Annotated in this window: 12 protein-coding genes; 2 read left to right on the plus strand and 10 right to left on the minus strand. The window is 68.7% G+C overall.

The window, feature by feature from the left end:
• Positions 1-52: 52 nt before the first annotated feature.
• From MRY84_RS00425 to MRY84_RS00450, 6 genes are read right to left on the minus strand one after another with little or no spacing between them, the layout of a single operon-like run.
• The gene (locus tag MRY84_RS00425; protein WP_291503803.1) at positions 53-1,333 is read right to left on the minus strand and encodes an MFS transporter; all 1,281 of its coding nucleotides are present in this window, start codon (positions 1,331-1,333) and stop codon (positions 53-55) included.
• A complete protein-coding gene (locus MRY84_RS00430) occupies positions 1,333-3,267 on the minus strand; it encodes an IucA/IucC family protein (RefSeq protein ID WP_291503804.1) in 1,935 nt (644 codons plus the stop codon). Before MRY84_RS00430 ends, MRY84_RS00425 begins: the two co-directional genes overlap by 1 nt.
• Before the next feature lie 30 nt (positions 3,268-3,297).
• Positions 3,298-4,446: an NAD/NADP-dependent octopine/nopaline dehydrogenase family protein gene (locus MRY84_RS00435; RefSeq protein WP_291503805.1), complete on the minus strand. Its 1,149-nt coding sequence runs from the start codon at positions 4,444-4,446 to the stop codon at positions 3,298-3,300.
• Positions 4,447-4,448: 2 nt separating this feature from the next.
• Positions 4,449-5,492 carry a cysteine synthase family protein gene (locus MRY84_RS00440; protein WP_291503806.1) on the minus strand — a complete coding sequence of 348 codons (1,044 nt, stop codon included), beginning with the start codon at positions 5,490-5,492 and terminating at the stop codon, positions 4,449-4,451.
• A gap of 4 nt (positions 5,493-5,496) precedes the next feature.
• Positions 5,497-6,966, minus strand: coding sequence for a Y4yA family PLP-dependent enzyme (locus tag MRY84_RS00445; protein WP_291503807.1), 1,470 nt, complete (start codon positions 6,964-6,966; stop codon positions 5,497-5,499).
• A gap of 10 nt (positions 6,967-6,976) precedes the next feature.
• Positions 6,977-9,232, minus strand: a complete 2,256-nt coding sequence (locus tag MRY84_RS00450; protein ID WP_291503808.1) for a TonB-dependent siderophore receptor — start codon at positions 9,230-9,232, stop codon at positions 6,977-6,979.
• Positions 9,233-9,489: 257 nt separating this feature from the next.
• Here MRY84_RS00450 and MRY84_RS00455 point away from each other — a divergent pair, with 257 nt between their 5' ends.
• On the plus strand, positions 9,490-11,334 hold the full coding sequence (locus MRY84_RS00455) for a chorismate-binding protein (RefSeq protein ID WP_291503809.1): 1,845 nt from the start codon (positions 9,490-9,492) through the stop codon (positions 11,332-11,334).
• A gap of 95 nt (positions 11,335-11,429) precedes the next feature.
• Here MRY84_RS00455 and MRY84_RS00460 read toward each other — a convergent pair whose 3' ends face one another.
• From MRY84_RS00460 to MRY84_RS00475, 4 genes are all read right to left on the minus strand, one after another.
• Complete coding sequence (locus MRY84_RS00460; RefSeq protein WP_291503810.1) at positions 11,430-13,022, minus strand: iron-containing redox enzyme family protein; 1,593 nt, start codon at positions 13,020-13,022, stop codon at positions 11,430-11,432.
• 110 nt (positions 13,023-13,132) lie between these two features.
• The gene (locus tag MRY84_RS00465) at positions 13,133-14,530 is read right to left on the minus strand and encodes a phosphoribosylamine--glycine ligase (RefSeq protein ID WP_291503811.1); all 1,398 of its coding nucleotides are present in this window, start codon (positions 14,528-14,530) and stop codon (positions 13,133-13,135) included.
• Positions 14,527-15,552, minus strand: a complete 1,026-nt coding sequence (locus MRY84_RS00470; protein WP_291503812.1) for a class I SAM-dependent methyltransferase — start codon at positions 15,550-15,552, stop codon at positions 14,527-14,529. Before MRY84_RS00470 ends, MRY84_RS00465 begins: the two co-directional genes overlap by 4 nt.
• A 106-nt stretch (positions 15,553-15,658) precedes the next feature.
• The gene (locus MRY84_RS00475) at positions 15,659-16,018 is read right to left on the minus strand and encodes a 5-carboxymethyl-2-hydroxymuconate Delta-isomerase (protein WP_291503813.1); all 360 of its coding nucleotides are present in this window, start codon (positions 16,016-16,018) and stop codon (positions 15,659-15,661) included.
• Between the two features lie 413 nt (positions 16,019-16,431).
• On the opposite strand from MRY84_RS00475, the gene MRY84_RS00480 reads away from it, so the two are divergent.
• The gene (locus tag MRY84_RS00480; protein ID WP_291503814.1) at positions 16,432-17,190 is read left to right on the plus strand and encodes a carbonic anhydrase family protein; all 759 of its coding nucleotides are present in this window, start codon (positions 16,432-16,434) and stop codon (positions 17,188-17,190) included.
• Positions 17,191-17,205 lie beyond the last annotated feature (15 nt).

Here is a 17,205-nt window from a genome sequence, read left to right on the forward strand (position 1 = left end):
ACATAGCCTCTTTATGGTTTGAAAAGTGGGGAGTTGAAAAGGGGGCGCTGTCTCAGGGCCCGGCCAGCGTTCCGCTGCGGGCCTGGCTTGCACGGCTTGCGCGCAGCAGCGCCAGGATGACGCCCAGCGCACAGGCATAGGCCGCGGCCACGAGGAAATAGGTGCTGTGCAGACCCAGCAGCTGCGTGAGCCCGCCGCCCAGGGCGATGCCGCTCATCGACGAAAACTGCGCCGTGCTCTGGGCCACGCCCAGCATGCGCCCCTGGCGCTCCCTGCTCGTGGCGTGGGAGATCAGCGTCATCAGCACCGGGGTGGTGGCGCCCAGCAGCACACCCCATGCAAAGTGCAGTGCGATGAAGAACGCCACGCTGCGCGTGACGCCTGCCAGCACCATGAGCACCATGCATACTGCGGCCACCCAGGCCAGGCGCGCCAGGGTGGTGTGGCCGTCGCGCCGCTCAAAATAGCGCGCCCACCACGTGGCGGATGCGATAAAGCCCAGCGAGAGCAGCCCGTAGCACAGGCCGACCACCCAGTTGTCCACCGCGAACACTGAACGCACGTACAGCGCAAACGGCGTCTGCGTGAGCATGCGGGCCACCAGCAGGCACCCCAGCACGGCCAGCAGGCCGGCCACGGGCGACGCGTGCCACGGCACGGGCGGTACAGGCGCGGCGTCGCCGGTGGAGGTGGATGGAGAGCGCTGCGGCGCAGCCAGCGCTGCGGCGCCTTCTGCAGGGGTGCGCGGCAGCAGCCCGGCCACCGCTACGGCGCACAGCGCGCACAGCCCGGCGGCGGTGAGGTTGATCCAGAAGAACGTGGCGTGGTCCAGGATGAGCCCTCCGGCGAGGGCACCCAGAAGCGAGCCCACGTTGGTGGAGACCTGCAGATAGGCAAACAGCCGCCCTCGGCTGGCCGGCGTGACGATGCCCACGCCATAGGCCTGCGCGGGCGCCAGGTACCCGGCGCACGCGCCTTGCAGAAAACGCAACGCGAGAATCGTCCACACGTCCTGCGTGAACGCCAGGGCCAGTTGCGTCACCGCGAGGCCCAGCAGGGCACGGATCATCATGGGCTTGTGGCCGAAGCGGTCGCCCACCTTGCCCCAGAAAGCGCTGGTGAGCGCGATGCCCAGCATGGGGCCCACGTAGACGGCGACGCCGGCAAACGCCCGCAGGGCCGGTGAGGCCGCCAGGGATTGCAAGTGCACAGGCCAGAACGGCCCACTCATCTCCATGGCGCCCATGGAGACGAGCTGGATCACGAACAGCGCGTGGACCAGGCCAGGCAAGCGGGCGTTGGCGATGGAGTGCGCAGCCGGTGCGAGAGCCATCAGCCGTGTGCACTGGGCTGCAACGCCGCCAGCGGATTGGGAAGGTGGTGCTGCAAGCGATAGTCGGCGTACTGCTGCAGGTGCATGCGCAGTACCGAGCGTGTGGGCCAGGGCGCTTCCAGAAACTGCGTGCGCTCCGCATGCCACAGCGAGGGCTCGATGCGGGGCTTCACCGCGTCAAATGCTGCGGCCGTTTCTTCGCGCAGGATCTCCCAGAGCCACGTGGGCGGCAACTGGTATTCGTGCGTGAGCGCCAGCGCCAGTTCGTGCAGGTGGCAGACAAAGCACGCGTCCAGCACAAAAGTGCGAACGGGTTCGATATCGTCCCGGAAGACGGTGGGCAGGATGCCCGGGTGCACGTAGGGCTGCAGCGTGTGCCCGCGCGCCTCCAGCAGTGGAGCAAAGGTCCGCCCGTCCCCGAAATCCCGGATCAGCAGGCCCCGGGGGGTGCCATCCTCGGCGCACAGCACCGAGGTGTTCTGCTGATGTGCTTCCAGCCCGATACCGTAGAGCAGGTAGATGGCCAGTACGGGCTGCACCACGGTGCGTGCGTACTGCCTGAAATAGACGCCCACCGCCTCGGGCGTGGCGCGGCCCGCTAGCGGCCGCTCGATGAGTTCGGTGATCAGCGCTCGCCCATCCACCGGCGAGGCGGTGAAGAGCGTGGCTACGGTGATGGGCAGCAAGCCGTCGTTGCGGTCCAGCGCCTGTGCGGTGGCACGGTAGGCCACCGACAAATGCCTGCCTGGCCGATCTTCCTGGCGGACCGCGTGCCGGTAGTGCAGGGCCACTTCCTCGGGGAAGATCTCCAAGCGATGGCCGAACCCCTGCTCCTGAGCCAGGATGCGTTCAATCACCGCGCTGATGCGCGGGCCCATGTGGATCGACTTGGCCTGCAGGCTGCGCTGCTCGCTGGTCAGCCACAGCGCCAGCGGCAGTTTGATGAAGGGCGGCGTGGCGCTGGGCAGCTGCGGCACCATGGTGCGAAACGACATGGTGGGACGGGTGTCGATGTCGGGGCCGTCGAAGACCAGCACGCCTTCGGCGATTTCGGCGGCGTACGCGTCCTTCACGTAGTGATCGAGGTGCCAGCTGTGGATGGGCAGGGGCAGCCAGTCGCGCTCGTCGAGGTGACGCGCCGCGAGGCCATCCTTCCAGCGTTGCCACACCTGCGGGAACCGCTCGGCAAACCACGTGCGGTAGTCCGCCACGTGGGGCATGCGTTCCACATAGGCCATGTTGGAGCGCAGCGCGGCGATGCGCACCGGCACCTGTGCGTCGAACTCCGGCGACAGCTGCGCGACCTCGGCGGGGCTCAGCTGGGGCTTGGTTTTCCAGGTGGGGTAGAAGGGATGGCCCTCCAGCGAGCCCCATTGCTCGAGCAGCACCGCCGCCTCGCGCAGGGTGCAGTTCTGACGCAGGTGGTCCACCAGGCCCCGGGCGCCCGTGGCCTCCATGGCCTGGCGCAGGGTCTGGTTCCAGTGGGCGCGGTGGGACCGCGCCAGTGCGTCGTTGGCGACGCTGTTGGCCACGTCGTCGTGAAGCCCGGCCAAGCTCTCGGGCGATGGCGTGAAGTCAAACCGGGGTGCCAGCAGGTCGATGAGCTGGCCGGGCGTGTCGATGGCCAGCCGGGTGCCGTCTGCCTTGACCAGGGTGACCGTGCCGGTCAGCACATAGGTGGCCGCTGGCGCGGCCCACAAGCCGCTGAAATACAGCAGGGCGTGCTGGTCCCACAGCGGAAACCATGCGGCTGCGCCGTGGGGCGCGAAAACCAGGGCGCTGCAGTCCAGGATGCCTTCGGCAAAGAGGCAGCGCACCAGGCGCCGCAAGGCGTTGTGCCGCGAGAACGCGGTCGCATCCTGCTGCGGCGCCGATGCTGCAGGCAGGGCCTGCGAGGTGGGCGAGGCGGGCAAGGGGTGGTTGGAAAGTTGCATGGGTGTGCTTCAAGCGTCAGGCCCAGCTGGTCAGGCTGGCCAGGTGGATGGGAAGTAATCGAGCGCGGAGCCGCGCAGGCCCTGCATGTAGCCCACGTTCCAGTCGAAGATCTCCTGGATGTGGGGCAAGCGGACATCCAGTCGGCGCCCCATCTCCACCAGCACGGCCAGGCCGTAGGCCACGTCTTCCTGGAAGGCCCGGCTCTCCTTGTCGATCACGTAGCCGGGCTGGGTGGGGGCCGGGGCCATGGGGGCTTCGATGGCGTCGTAGGCCTGGTTGGTGCGCAGTGTCGACAGCAGCGTGCGCGGGTCGCGGATCTGGTCGCCGTAGGCTTCGACGATTTCCTGGTGCAGCGGCTTGACGGACGACAGATCAATGCCCAGGCGCTCCTGCACCGCCTGGCACAGGCGCTGGCATTCCTCATCGCTGCGCTGCAGAAAGTACGCCCCCAGCTCGGTGCAGTCGGTCCACCAGCACACCGGCGCGGGAAACGCGCGCCCGTGCCACTGGCTGTAGGGGCCTGCCAGCCCATAGACGACCGAGCTGTGCATGATCGGGTTGCCCGGTGTGAGGGTGATTTCCAGGAAGTGGTCGAGCAGGTGCACGGGCGCCGCATACAGGCGCTGCAGCAGGCCTTGCAGTGCGGCCCGGGCCTCGGGGGTTTCGCGTGCATGGGTGCCCACATGCAGCACCTGCTTGGCGCCGCCCATGCGCACCGAGACACCGGGGTGCAGGTCGAACGCGGTGTGCGGCACGTCCTTCATGCCCCAGATCACTGCGTTGGGCCGTTCGGCAAGGATCTGCTCGGCCAGCCAGTCGAAGCCGCAGAAACCGGGGATTGCGCCCACGTACACCGGTTTGTCACGTGGTAGCGCGTGCACCACGCGGCGCAGCCAGGGGGCGCGCACGTGGGCCGGTACGGTCAGGACCACGAGGTCTGCCTGGGCGGCCAGGCTGGCTTCGGCGCCCACGGCGTCCAGGCGCGCGCGCAGCGGCGGGGCATCGGGCACGAAGGCGGTCAGGCTTTCGCTGCTGGCGTGGTGCTGTGCGATCACGTCCTGCCGTGTGGTGAGAAGCGACACGCGAACGCCGGGCACCTGCTTGAACAGCACGGCGTTCAAGTGCCCTGTCCGCCCGCCGCCGCAGACGACCACGTTCAGGTCTTGTCGGGCGCCCACGCTCAGGCCACCTTCAGCCGGTCGGCGGCACGCGGCATTTCTTCCACCACATCCTTCGCAAGCCAGCCATCCAGCTGCGCCCAGACCGTGGGGTCGATCATGTTGCGTTCTTTGAGCCAGGCTTCGTTGAACACCGTGTGCAGGTACTTCTCGCCCCCATCGGCCACCACCGCCACCACGTTGCCCGCGATCACGCCGCTGTGAATGAACTCCAGCGCCTTGTAGAGCACGCCGCCGGTGGATCCCCCCACCAGCAGGCCCGTGTGTTGCGCGAAGTAGCGGGCAGTCTCGAAGGCCTGCGCATCGGTCACCTGCACGCCCATGTCGATGCAGCTGTAGTCCAGCACCAGGCCCACGGTGTCGCCCTTCGGCGTGCCCGTGCCCGACTGGTAATACGGCCGCCCTGGCTGGCCGAAGATGATCGACCCCGCAGGCTCCACCGCGATGGTGCGGGTGCGGGGGTTGTGCAGCTTGAGGCCGCGCGCGATGCCTGTCATGGAACCGCCCGTGCCCACGCAGCCCACGTACGCGTCCACCGGGCCCTGGACCTGTTCCACCACTTCGCGCACGAAGTCGAAATAGCCGCCGGCGTTGGCCACGTTGTCGGACTGGTTCATGAACACAGCGCCGGGGATCTTGGAGGCCACCTCGGCCGCCAGCCGCTGCCGCTCGACCACGGCCACCTCGTCTTCGCGGTATTCGCCCTCCACGTAGCGGATCTCCGCACCCAGGGCGCGCATCACGGCGATCTTGTCGGGCGCGGCGTGGTGGTCTACCACGGCGATGAAGCGCAGGCCGAACTCGATGGCGGCGATGGCCAGCCCGATGCCGGTGTTGCCCGAGGAGGACTCGACCACCACGCCGCCGGGCTGCAGGCGGCCGGAGCGCATGGCCGCCACGATCATGTTGCGGGCCATGCGGTCCTTGATGCTGCCACCCGGGTTGTTCTTCTCGATCTTGAGCAGCAGCCGCGTTTTCTTCGCGGGAATGGGGATGCCCAGGATGGGCGTGTTGCCGATCAGGTCCGTCACTTTGCTGAGAATCATGTCTTTACTCCGTTCGGTTGTCGTCTGGCGAAAAGGCCATGCCGCCGGCCGCAGTGCGCGTGACCGCAATGCGCCGGGGCATGGGGTGGCGGTGAAACTCGTTTTCCAGCAGGTCCATCTGGTAGCCGGCCGTGTTGGCATACACCAGCAGGTCGCCGCGCTGCGGCGTGCGTGCAAAGTGGATCCAGCGGTGGGTCAGCACGTCGTCGTCCAGGCAGCTGTGCCCCGCGATGTAGGCGTGGCAGGTTGCCGGGGGCGCTCCTTGCGGCTGCGGGCACGCTGCGGGCACATGCAGCGGGTCGACCAGGAATTCCGAGCTGAACCACGTTTCGCAGGCGCTGAAACTGCTGCCCTCCACCAGCACTACGCACCGCCCTGGCGCCAGGGGCTTGGTCCGGGTGACGCGAAAGACCGAGATCGCAGCCTGGTCCACCAGGCTGCGGCCGGGCTCGATGGCCAGCGTCAGGTCGGCGCCGCGCAGACACGCGGCCACGTCCAGGCCATCGGCACAGGGGGAGGCCAGCAGGTGCGCGAGCCAGGTGCTCGCATCCATCGGGCCGCCGTAGGGGTAGAAGGAGGCAGGCACCTTGCCGTGGCGGTAGTGGCCGCCGTCTTGCGCCGCCAGGAAAGACGCGTAGGCAGCGGCGTCCACGTAGCGGATCGGCAGCCCGCCGCCGATGTCCAGCATGCGTGGCGCGAGCCCGGCGCGGCGCGCCTCGCGGACCCAGGGGAGCAGCTCGCGGATCGCCTGCACGCGCGGCCCCACCTCATAGCCTCCCAGGTGGAAGTGGAAGCCCTCGAAGGCGACGGTGCCCTGGCGCTCTGCGAGCCGCTGCAGGCAGTCCTGCAGCTCTTGGGGGCCCATGCCGAAACGGCTCGATCCGCTGGCCACAGGCCGGTAGCGCAGCAGCACGCGCGCCGGGCGGCTGGGTGGTCCCGGGCGCAGGCAGTCTTCCAGGTCTTGCAGCTCCTGCCGCGAGTCGATGGAAACGAGCGCGCCTTGCGCGATCAGCAGCTCGTGAAAGGCGCGGGTCTTGGCCGGGCCGGTGGCGCAGAGCCGGCCGGGGTCTGCGCCGGCCTGCAATGCGTCGGCCGCCTCATGGAGGCTCGACACATCAACGCCGATGCCTGCCTGCACCGCGGCATGGATGAACGCCTGGGATTTGTTGACCTTGGCGCCGTAGAAAACCTCGTGCCGCACGCCGTGGCGGCGCAACACATCGGTCAGCTTGCGGGCGTTGTCGCCCAGCAGGTGCGGCCACACCAGATTCAGCGGCGAGCCGTACTGCTCCACCAGCTCGTGCAGTACCACTGGCGATTCCTGCACCAGTTGGGCCACAGCCTCGTCCAGCAGGGGGGGCAGCGGGGGATAGGTGCTTGTCAGCCGCCCGCTCGGCAGCGAATGCACGGTGGCGTGCATTGTGTCGGCCACGCCCGGCAGGCTCGCGGGCTCGCCATGGTGATGCGCTCGCATCGGCGATCGCTCAGAAGTCCACCGTGGCCGAAACCACCAGGGCCCGCGGGGCGCCTTGCACCAGGCTGCCGTATTGGGACACGCTGGCCCAGTAGGCGCGGTCCGCCGCGTTGCGCAGGTTGGCCCGGAAGGTGGTGGTCTTGCCCGCGATCAGCGTGCGGTAGCGCGCACCCAGGTCGAGCGTGGTCCACGCGGGGATGGCGAGCGTGTTGGCACGGTCCACGTACTGCTTGCCCGTGTGGGTGAGGCCACCGCTCAGCGCCAGGCCGGGCAGCCACGGCACGTCCCATTCCAGGCCCAGGTTGGCTTGCACCGACGGAACGCCAATCGCCTTCCTGCCCTGCGTGGTGGCGCTGTTGGTGTGGGTCAGCACGCCTTGCAGCCAAGTGATGCCGCCCGTGACCGACACGCCGGGCGCCGCGCGGCCGCTGGTGTTGAGTTCGATGCCGCGGTTGCGCTGCTCGGCGTCCACCGCAAACAGGCCATTGGTCTGCTGGCCGCTGGGCTTGGTGATCTCGAACAGGCTCAGGGTGGTGACCATGCGGCCCCACTCGACCTTGGCGCCGATTTCCTTTTGCTTGGTCTTGTAGGGCGCGAACATCTCGCCTGCGTTGGTTGCGGTGGCCGGTGCGCTATCGCCCTTGCTGAGGCCTTCGATGTAGTTGGCGTAGAGCGAGACGTTGTTCTGCCAGGGTTTCACCACCAGGCCGGCCAGCGGTGTCACCGCGCTCTGGTCGTACGAAGAAGCCACCGCCCCCGTGGTGGCGTTGAAGTTGTCGGACTGCACGCGCTGGCGGCGCACGCCCAGCATCAGCTGTACCCGGTCATCCAGAAAGGACAGGTTGTCGGCCAGGGCCAGGCTGGACAGCTGTGTGTCCGACACCCGCACCGCCTGGGGGCTGGTGACGTGTTGCGCCGGGCTGGTCACAGGGGCGTAGAGGTTGGACAGCACTGCTGTGCCGTTGACCGAGCCGCGTGCCAGGCGGTCGTTGTATGTGCTGGCTTGCAGCGTGACGGTGTGGCGCACCCCGCCCGTGGCGAATTGCGTGCGCAAGCCGGCGTCTGCGGTGCTGCGGTCCACCTCGAAGCGAAAGCGCTGCGGCAGCGTGCTGGTGTCGCCGCGCAGGTTCAGCAGTGTGGGGTTGCCAAAGAGCCGGTCCACGCGGCTGCGTCCGCCCCCGGCGTTGGCGAACACGGTGGTGCGATCGTCCAGGTCATATTCGGCGTGCAGCAGCAGGGAGCGGTCGGTGGTGTCGAACCACTCCCAGGGCTGGCTCACATTGCGCCGGCCGTCAGGGGCCCGGGGAACCGCCGTGGCGCCCGCGGCGAGGAAGGGGCGGCGCAGGGGCGCGTCCACGCTTTCCTTCTGGACGATGGCATCCAGAGTGGCGCGCAGCCGCTCGCCTTGGTAATCGAGCGCCAGCGCCCCCACGCCGGCCTTGCGCGACTGGTGGTCCAGCAGGGTGTCGCCTTGGTGGTGGCTGCCGTTGAAGCGCACGCCGAACTGGCGTTCGGGGCCGAAACGGCGGCTCACGTCGATCTGGCCGCCGCCCTGGGCGCCGGCGCCGAAGTCGGCGGACACGCGCGTCAACGGTGCGCCCGTCGCGCGCTTGGGCACGATGTTGATGGCGCCGCCCACGCTGCTGGCCGGGGACATGCCATAGAGCAGCGCGGCCGGCCCCTTGATGATCTCGATGCGCTCGGCATAGTCGGCGAGCACGCGGTAGTTGGGCGCAACGCCATAGACTCCATCGAAAGCGATTTCGCCCGAGTTTTGGTCGCCCACCGGGAATCCGCGGATGAAGAACGAGTCGAGCTGGTCGCCCGGATGGCCGGAGAGGCGGACGGAGGAGTCGTTCCTCACGATGTCGGCCACCGTGACAGCCTGCTGGTCCTGCACCATCTGCGACGTGTAGCTGGCCGTGTTCAGTGGCGCATTCAGGACATCGGTGTTGCCCAGCAAGCCCAGCCGCGCGCCGCGTGCGGTGTGCCCGTTGCCCAGCGTGGTGGGCAGGACTGCAGCCTCGCCTTCCGCGGTGACGCGAACCTCGGGCAGCGAAGAGGGCAGGCCTTGAGCCGGTTGAGGTGCCGTGGTCTGGGCGAAGGCCGGCGCCAGGAACCCTGCAGTGACCAGGCCGCCGAGCGCGCGGCGGATGGCGACGGCCAGCGGCGAAAGCGCGGGTGCGCAGGCGCTGCGCGAGGACGAAGGCGATGAACAGGAAGAGCGCAAGGAGGGCTCGTAGCCCGGCAGGGTCGATGGCAGCACAGTGAGAATCCTTGATGGGAAGGAGGCTGGCTGGCGTCGGCTGGCTGCGTCGGGCGACTGGGACAAAAGGCCCAGAAAGCGCGCGGGTTGCACACTATAAACGAGAATTATTCTTATTCAAAATACTCCGGGCCGGTGCGGCGGCCCAGTGTTTGCGTCCGAGCAGGGCGCCCCGGCATCGTGGCGTTTACGATAGCTGCCCGCGGGCCTTGCCGGGCATGATGGACGCCAAGGTTCCGCGTCGCCCGCACATCCCCATGAACTCCTGCATCGACTTCACCGATCCCCTCCACCCCTCGGGCCCCCGTCTGCGCCACGTGTTCAGCACACCGCGCACGGTGCTGGCTGCCCGCGTGCTCGGGGAGGTCCGGCAGGTGCTCGACGATGTCCAGGCGGCGGCAGCGGCGGGCCGATGGTGTGTGGGCTTTGTGCGCTATGAGGCCGCACCCGCCTTTGACACCGCGCTGCAGACCCATTCCGTGGAGGAAGTATCCGGGCCGTTGGCATGGTTCGCCGTGTACGACGCCCCTGGCCCATGGCCGATGGACAGCGGCACGCAGGGTCCCGAGGCCGCGCAGGTGGTGTGGGAGGGCGCCCTTGGGCGGGCCGACTTTGAAGCCGCGATGGCGCGCATCCACCACGCCATCCGCGAAGGCGAGCTCTACCAGGTGAACTACACCGCGCCGTTGTCCGGGCAACTGCTGCAGGGCGATGCCTGGGGTTTTTTCCAGGCGCTGCAGCGCGCCCAGCCCGGCGGCTACGCGGCGTACATCGATGCGGGCGCCGAGCAGGTGTTGTCGGTTTCCCCCGAGCTGTTCTTTGACTGGCGCGACGCGCCCGATGGCGGCAACATCCTGGCGCGGCCCATGAAAGGCACTGCCCCGCGCGGCGCCACGCCCGAAGCGGACGCCGCGCAGGCTGCCCGCCTGCGCACAGCGCCCAAGGAGCGTGCCGAGAACGTGATGATCGTGGACCTGCTGCGCAACGACCTCTCGCGCATCGCGCTGCCCCACAGCGTGCGCGTGCACGACCTGTTCGCCACCCAGGCCCTGCCCACGGTGTGGCAGATGACGTCGGACGTGGCGGCGCGCACGCGCCCCGGCACCACGCTGAGCGATGTGTTCGCGGCGCTGTTCCCGTGCGGTTCCGTCACGGGGGCACCCAAGGCGCGCGCCATGCAGCTGATCCGCGAACTGGAGCCCGCGCCGCGCGGTGTGTACTGCGGCGCGGTGGGCGTGGTGCGCCCGGCGGGGCCAGCGCGGCCCGACGGCAGCTTTGCCGCGGCCGCCACGTTCAATGTGCCCATCCGCACGGTGGTGCTGCGCCCCGGCCGCAGCAGGGACACGGGCGATGCGGCAGTGCAGGCCATCTGCGGCATTGGCAGCGGCATCACGGCCGATGCGCAGCCGGATGCGGAGTGGAGCGAGTGGCGCCACAAGCGCGCCTTTGTGGAAAGGGCCAGCATGCCGTTCGAGATTCTGGAAACCTTGGGTCTGCACGAGGGCAAGTTTCCGCACGCGAGCCTGCACCTGCGCCGCATGGGTGAAGCGGCGGCGCATTTTGGCTATGCCTTCAGCGCCCACGCCGTGCGGCAGGAGTTGCAGGTGACCGCGCTGCGCCACCTGCGCGGCCATTGGCGCGTGCGCCTGCTGCTGGCGCCCGACGGCAGTTCACGCGCCGAGGCGTTTGCGCTGCAGCCCACGCCGGGGCCGGTGCGGCTGCAGCTGGCCACCCGGCCCTTCGAAGCCGCCCACAGCGAGTTCGTGCGCCACAAGACCACACGGCGCGCGCACTACGCCGCCTTTGCCCCCACCACGCCGGGCGTGTTCGACACCCTGCTGTGGAACGAGGCTGGCGAGCTCACCGAGACCACGTTCGGCAACATCGCGGCTTGGGTGGGCGGCGCCTGGGTCACGCCAGCGCTCACCTGCGGCCTGTTGCCCGGCGTGGGCCGTGCAATGGCCTTGGGCGACGGCTTGGTGACCGAGGGTGTGCTGCGGGTGGAGGATGTGCCGCAGGTGGAGCGCTGGGCGTTCATCAACAGCCTGCGGGGGTGGATCGACGCCACCGTGGAGGTGGCGGCAGCCCCTGAGAGCGCCTGATCTCCAGGAACTGGATTCAGGCATTTTTGGCCGCTGGCGCCCGGCCAGTAAGCGCTAATAGCTATCAAATTGGTAGCATTCCGGGCGGCAGAGCCTCACGCCAGCCCACCGGCCGCCCACAGCCGGGTGGCGTGCAGGCCCGCTGGCGTCCAGTGCAGGGCCGGCCCCATGGCGGCCACGAGAGCCGCGCGCCGAGCGTCGCCCGTCAACTGCGCCAGGCGCTCGTCCAACGCCACCCGGTCTGGATCGGACGCGTCATCGGCTGGCAGGCCCCCAGTTGATCGCCCGGCAGAACCGTGCATGCGCTGCAGTGCGCGAAAGCTGGGGCGGCGACCGCTCTGGTTGGCGGCGGCGGGCTCGAAGTACGCTTGGCCGTCCGCGCTGTCGGCACCGCGAATCCAGTCGTGGATCACCTGCAGCTCATAGGGGCTGAACACGCCGAACATCTCGGCACGCTCGCCCTGGAGCAGGTTCCACAGGCGGCTGTCCTGCGCCGGCTTGCCGTGTTGGATCCAGCCGCCGTCGGCCAGCGCCAGCAGGAACTCGCCCATGCGTTCGGGCTCGGCCAGCCATTGATTCACTGTTCGCCCGCCAATGCGCGCGTAGTCCGAATGGAGCCCGGCGCCCGCAGCGGCCTTGGCCTGGAAAATGCGCGTGGCCTCGGCGGCGGCGTCAAAGCTTTCGATCACGCTCACCGTGCCGCGTCCCACGCTGCCCAACTGGCTGCCAGCCCGCACCCGTTGCCAGAAGGCCTGGCGCGCGTCGGCGTCGCCATCGCCGCGCGCGCCCGCAGGAGGCAGCATGTGCAGCACCGCATCGCAGGCTTGCCGTGCGTGACCGCTGTCGCTGTTGTCCACGGTCACATGCAGGGTGAAGTAGTACGGGTCGATGCCCAGTTCGTTGAGCTCGTAGGCCGTGATCAGCAGGTGCAGCGGCAGCTGCTCATAGCCCAGGTTGAAGCCGATGATCTCCGGCAGGAATTCTTCAGCCGTCCATGCCAGCGCCAGCTGCATCAGGCCCTGCTCGTACAGGGCGTCGTCAGTGGGCAGGTCATCGGCCATGCCATGCCGGGCGAGCAGTTTTCGATACAGCGTGACGTGGTTCTTGTCGGCCTGGCCATCACCCAGTTCTTCGAGGTAGGTGCGTACCAGCGGCGCCAGCCGGGGGTTGCCGCCGTGCGCCATCAGGCCATACAGCCAGGCACCGTCCACCAGCTTGGTGGGCGCGACCGAGCGCAGGAAATACAGCGCATGCGCGCGGTTGCTGAAATAACGGCGCGGTGCGCCGGCCCGGCGTTGCTGCAGATAGTCGGCATAGGCCTGCGCGGTCCGGGCGGCCTGTCCGCGCATCCAGGCATACAGATCGTCGGGCGATGCGGGCAAGTCGCATTCGTCCTGGGCCGTGCATGCCAGCGCACCACGCACCCACGCAGCCGCTTCGGCCCGCGCTGCAGGGCTGGGCTCGGGCTGGGCGAGGCGCTGGTAGAGCGTTTGTAGCGGCCCGGGCGTCGGAGCGTGCGGCACGCGGAGCGCTCGGGCTTCCTCTTCTTGCGAGTTGCGATGGAGTGAGGTGAAGGTGCCGTCTGGCAGCGGCCGGTGCGCGAGGGCACAGACGCCGGGTGTGGGCTGGTCGGTGACCGGGCCGGTGGCTGGAGGTGCGGCCAATGTGGCAACGGCGTGAAGGCGCATGGTGAAAGGCTTGGAAGCTTGGGAAGCAGCAGTGATGCCGATGTCCCATGGTCGGCTGGTGCTCGGCTTCGCCGCGCTGGCCGATGGCCCGAAACCGGGTCAGCAGACTCCTACGCCAGGTGGGTGCCCGGCGATTCGATCCAGCCCAGGCGCTGCAGGCGCGCCCATTCGCCCGCCAGCAGACGTTCGCCGATGTCGGTGCGGTAGCGCAGGTTGGGCACCAGCACCTGGCGTGCCAGGGCCACGGCGGCGTCGTTCGCGGTGGAGATGGCGTCACCCCGCCCCAGCGCCACGCCCAGGTAGCCGCAGGCGCCGCTGGCAACGAGCTGGCCGCCTTCTTCCAGCGCCACCTCGCCCCAGGCGATATCCGTGCGCTGTGCGTCGGTCATGCCGGGCCCAAGGAGGATGGGTGTGCCTTTGGAAAGCTCCGCATAGCCCTGGCGGTAGGGAAATGGCGGCACGGTCAGCACCACGCCGGCCGCAAAGCCGCCCCGCGTGCCGAAGTTCAGCCGCTCTGCTGGCGGCGTCCTGTCGCTGTACGCCAGGCGCCGCAGCACCATGTCCCACGGGTCGGTGTGCAGCGCCCCGCAGATCGCAAAGCCGGGATAGCCAAAGCGGCTGGTGAACTCCAGCGGCCACAGCCCCTCTTCGTTGGCGATCAGGTTCACATTGATGTAGCCGCAGTAGCCGCCATCGCGCAGCACGGGTGCCAGCGGCGCCAGCGCTGCCCGGAACAGCCGCTCGCCGCCGCGGTAGGTGACGATGGTCCCCATCTCTCCGGTCAGCTCGCCCAGGTCGCCCGGGAAGAACCGCTTGTGCTCAAAGTCCATGCACACGGGCTGCATGAATTGTTCGCCGTTGAAGTACGCCCCCACGCCCACTTCCACGCCTTCGAGGTGGTCCATGAGCACGTAGTCCACCTCATGGGCCGTTGTGGTGTCGAGGGTTGCGTGCGGGTCCGCGCCGGGGTTCGCGTCGCGGGCAGCTGCATGGTGTGCATAGCCCTGCAGCAGCGCGGCCACGTCGCTGCCATCAGGCGCCTGGCCCACGTAGTTGCGGGTGCGTTCGCTTCCTGCGCCGTTGAACTTGAGCACCAGCCGGGCCGGCGCCCGCTCGATGTGCGCGATGCCCTCGGCATAGCTGGCAAACCGCGTGCACCGTGCCACGGGCAGGCCCGCGGCGCGCAGCACCTCCTGGCCAAAGCTGCGGTCGGCTTCGAGCCGGTCGCCCAGGGTGCTGCCGCCCACCACCCGAAAACCCTCGGCGCGCAAGGCGTCCTGCAGCGGGCCTTGCGTGGCAGATTCAAACAGTACCAGGCTCTCGCCAGAGCCCGCGGCGCGCAGCCAGCCCAGCTCCGCGCTCCAGTCCGGCACGCGTTGCAGCAGGCCGGCGTACACGTCGTGGCATGCCTCGTCACGAATGTAGACCTTCACCTCGTGCCCATGCTCCTGCAGGGCCAGGTACATGGCGGCCAGGTCGTTGGTCTCGCCGATGCCCAGCACCCTCATGCTGCGGGCCTTTGCACCACCATGCCCACAGCGGCAATGCGCTCGGCGCAGACGTAGGCGGGTGCGTCCAGTTCCTCGCCGAAGACATCCGGGTCGAGTTCGCCGTAGGCCATGGGCCAGCCGCGCGCGCGCACGATCGCCGCCAGACTCTCGCGCAGCGGATCGCGGCCGCGCACCATGGCCGCGCCCGTGTAAAGCACCAGACGGCCGCCGGGCCGCAGGAAGTCGAGTCCCTCGCGCACGATGCGCTCCGACAGCTCGCCACCCAGCGCACCGCCGCCGTGCCGGTAGGTGCGCGATGCACCGTCCACCAGGTAGGGCGGGTTGGCAACGATCAGGTCATAGGTTCCTTCGATGCCTGCGTACAGATCCGTGGTCACGCACTGCGCCTGGGGTAGGCCCGCCAGCAGGGCGTTGGCCTGGGCATGCGCCAGGGCGCGGCCGTTGATGTCGGCCAGCACGATGGATGCGGGCGGCACGCCTCGCTCCAGTGCCAGCGTGGCCGCCAGCAACCCGCCGGGGCCGCCGCCGCAGCCCATGTCCAGGATGTGCGCCGCACGGGGCAGGGGCGCCAGGCGCAGTGTTTCGGTGATCAGCGAGGCAAAGCGGTAGGTGTCGGGGCCGAAAAAAACCGCGTCGGCCGCCGTCGTCGGGTAAGCCGAATGGGAAATGAGCAGGCCATCCAGCGTGCTCCAGCGCACGGTGCTGCGCCACGCGCCGCCAGCCCCGTCCTCCACAACGATGCCCGCCTGCAACAGCCGCTGGCCGAGAGCGTGGGGGAGGAGTGTGGGGGCGAAAGGCCGGCTCCAGCCAAACGCGTCGCGCTCGTCGGCGTCTTGCACTGCGCGGTGGCGAGCGAGGATCCGCTGGTGGGTGAGGGGCGTGACAGTGATGAAACGGTAGGCCCGGCTTTGCAGCCAGCGGCCCAGGTCCAGCAGCTCCGCGGGGCCGGGCAGGGCGGGGGGGGGTGGTGGGCGGAGCGAACTGGCGGCTTCCCGCAAGACGGGTGAAATGCTGGACATGGCTGGGGCGTTGTGTACCTCTGCATGGTCCAGCGGCCAAGTGTGCGCCGCTGTAGGACGCGGCATGCGGCGGCTGTCGGTGCCCGCGGCGGCCCGCCGCGCAGGATCAGAGGCGTTCCTTGACGTACGAGCCGCGGTCCATGTCCACCACCTCCACGCTCAGGTGGATCGCCACGCCCTGCGGGCGGGGCGTGCGCTCGCGCAGCACGGCGGCAATGGCTTCGGAGAGCTCCTTCTTGGCCTGGGGCGTGCGGCCTGCCAGCAAGCGCAGCTGGGCATGCACAAAGGCGCGCTGGGCGGGTGCCGTGCCCATCTCGAAGCTGTCGGCCACGATGAAGCGGGTCTTCAAGTCGACTTCGTCCTGGATCTCCGGGTGGGCGCACAGCGCCGCATTCAGCGCGGTGAGGGTTTCGGCCTCCGGGTAGTGGGGCAGGTTGGCGGTGTATTCAATGGTGAGATGGGGCATGGTAGGGGTCCAGTCGGGTCGCTGCGATTCAATGCGCCTCGAAGCCCCGGGGGGGCGCAAGCAACCCCTGGGCCGTCAATGGCACCGTGCAGTTTAGGGCTTGCTCGCACTGTTTTTGCCAGCTGCGTTGCGACGCCAAAGGGCCAGGCGCAAGGCGCCAAAAGAAGGGGGGTTGCGGCCCCGCGAGGCATGGCAACGTCGTGGATGGCCCTTTTGGCATCGCAACCCGAGAGGAAGGCTGCCCTCGCCACGCCACTCGTCGTCACGCGCCTGGATTGGCGCGGTGGGGCCGCCTTCGCGCTGGCAAGAATAGTGTGAACAGGCCCTTAAGCCGCCGTTAAGCTGGGCTATCGACTATCACGCGGCTGCGCTATGCAGCTTGACTTGCATCAATTTATTGTTCTTCAGAAGCCATGATCACCTTCCATCGGATCCAGAAAACCACATTGCTTGCCCTCATCCTGGGCGCTGCCACTTGGGCGAACGCCGAGGGTGCCCACCCCCATTGGGAATACAAGGGCAAACACGGTGCAGCCCACTGGGGCGAGCTTGAACCCGGCTTCGAGGCATGCGCGCGAGGCGCGGCGCAGAGCCCCATCGACATCCGCAAGACCGTGAAGGAGGCGCTGCCCGCACTGGACTTCCAGTACACGGCCGGAGCGCCCACCCTGGTCAACAATGGGCACACCGTGCAGGTGAACATGCCCGCGGGCAGCAAGCTGGTGGTGGATGGCAAGGCGATGGAGCTGCTGCAGTTCCACTTTCATACCCCCAGCGAAGAGGCTGTGGGCGGCAAGCGCGCGGCCATGGTGGCGCACTTTGTGCACAAGGCCGCCGACGGTGGGCTGGGCGTAGTGGCCGTGCTGATCCAGCCGGGTAAGACCAATAGCGTCTGGGCACCCATCTTCGCGCACCTGCCGCGCGTGGGTGAGCAGGTGACGGTGGACGGGCTCACACTCGACGCCAGCACCCTCTTGCCCGCCAAGAAGGGCTACTACAGCTTTGCCGGTTCACTCACCACGCCGCCATGCTCGGAAGGGGTGCAATGGATGGTGCTCAAGGAGCCCGTGAAACTGGGCGCCGGGCAGATCAAGGCGTTTCGCCAGCTCTACAACGCCAACGCGCGGCCGCTGCAGCCGCTCAACGGCCGTGTGGTGAAGGAAAGCGCCTGAAAGCGCCGGACGGTG

The organism is Acidovorax sp. (genome assembly GCF_022763525.1).
GTDB lineage: Bacteria > Pseudomonadota > Gammaproteobacteria > Burkholderiales > Burkholderiaceae_C > Acidovorax.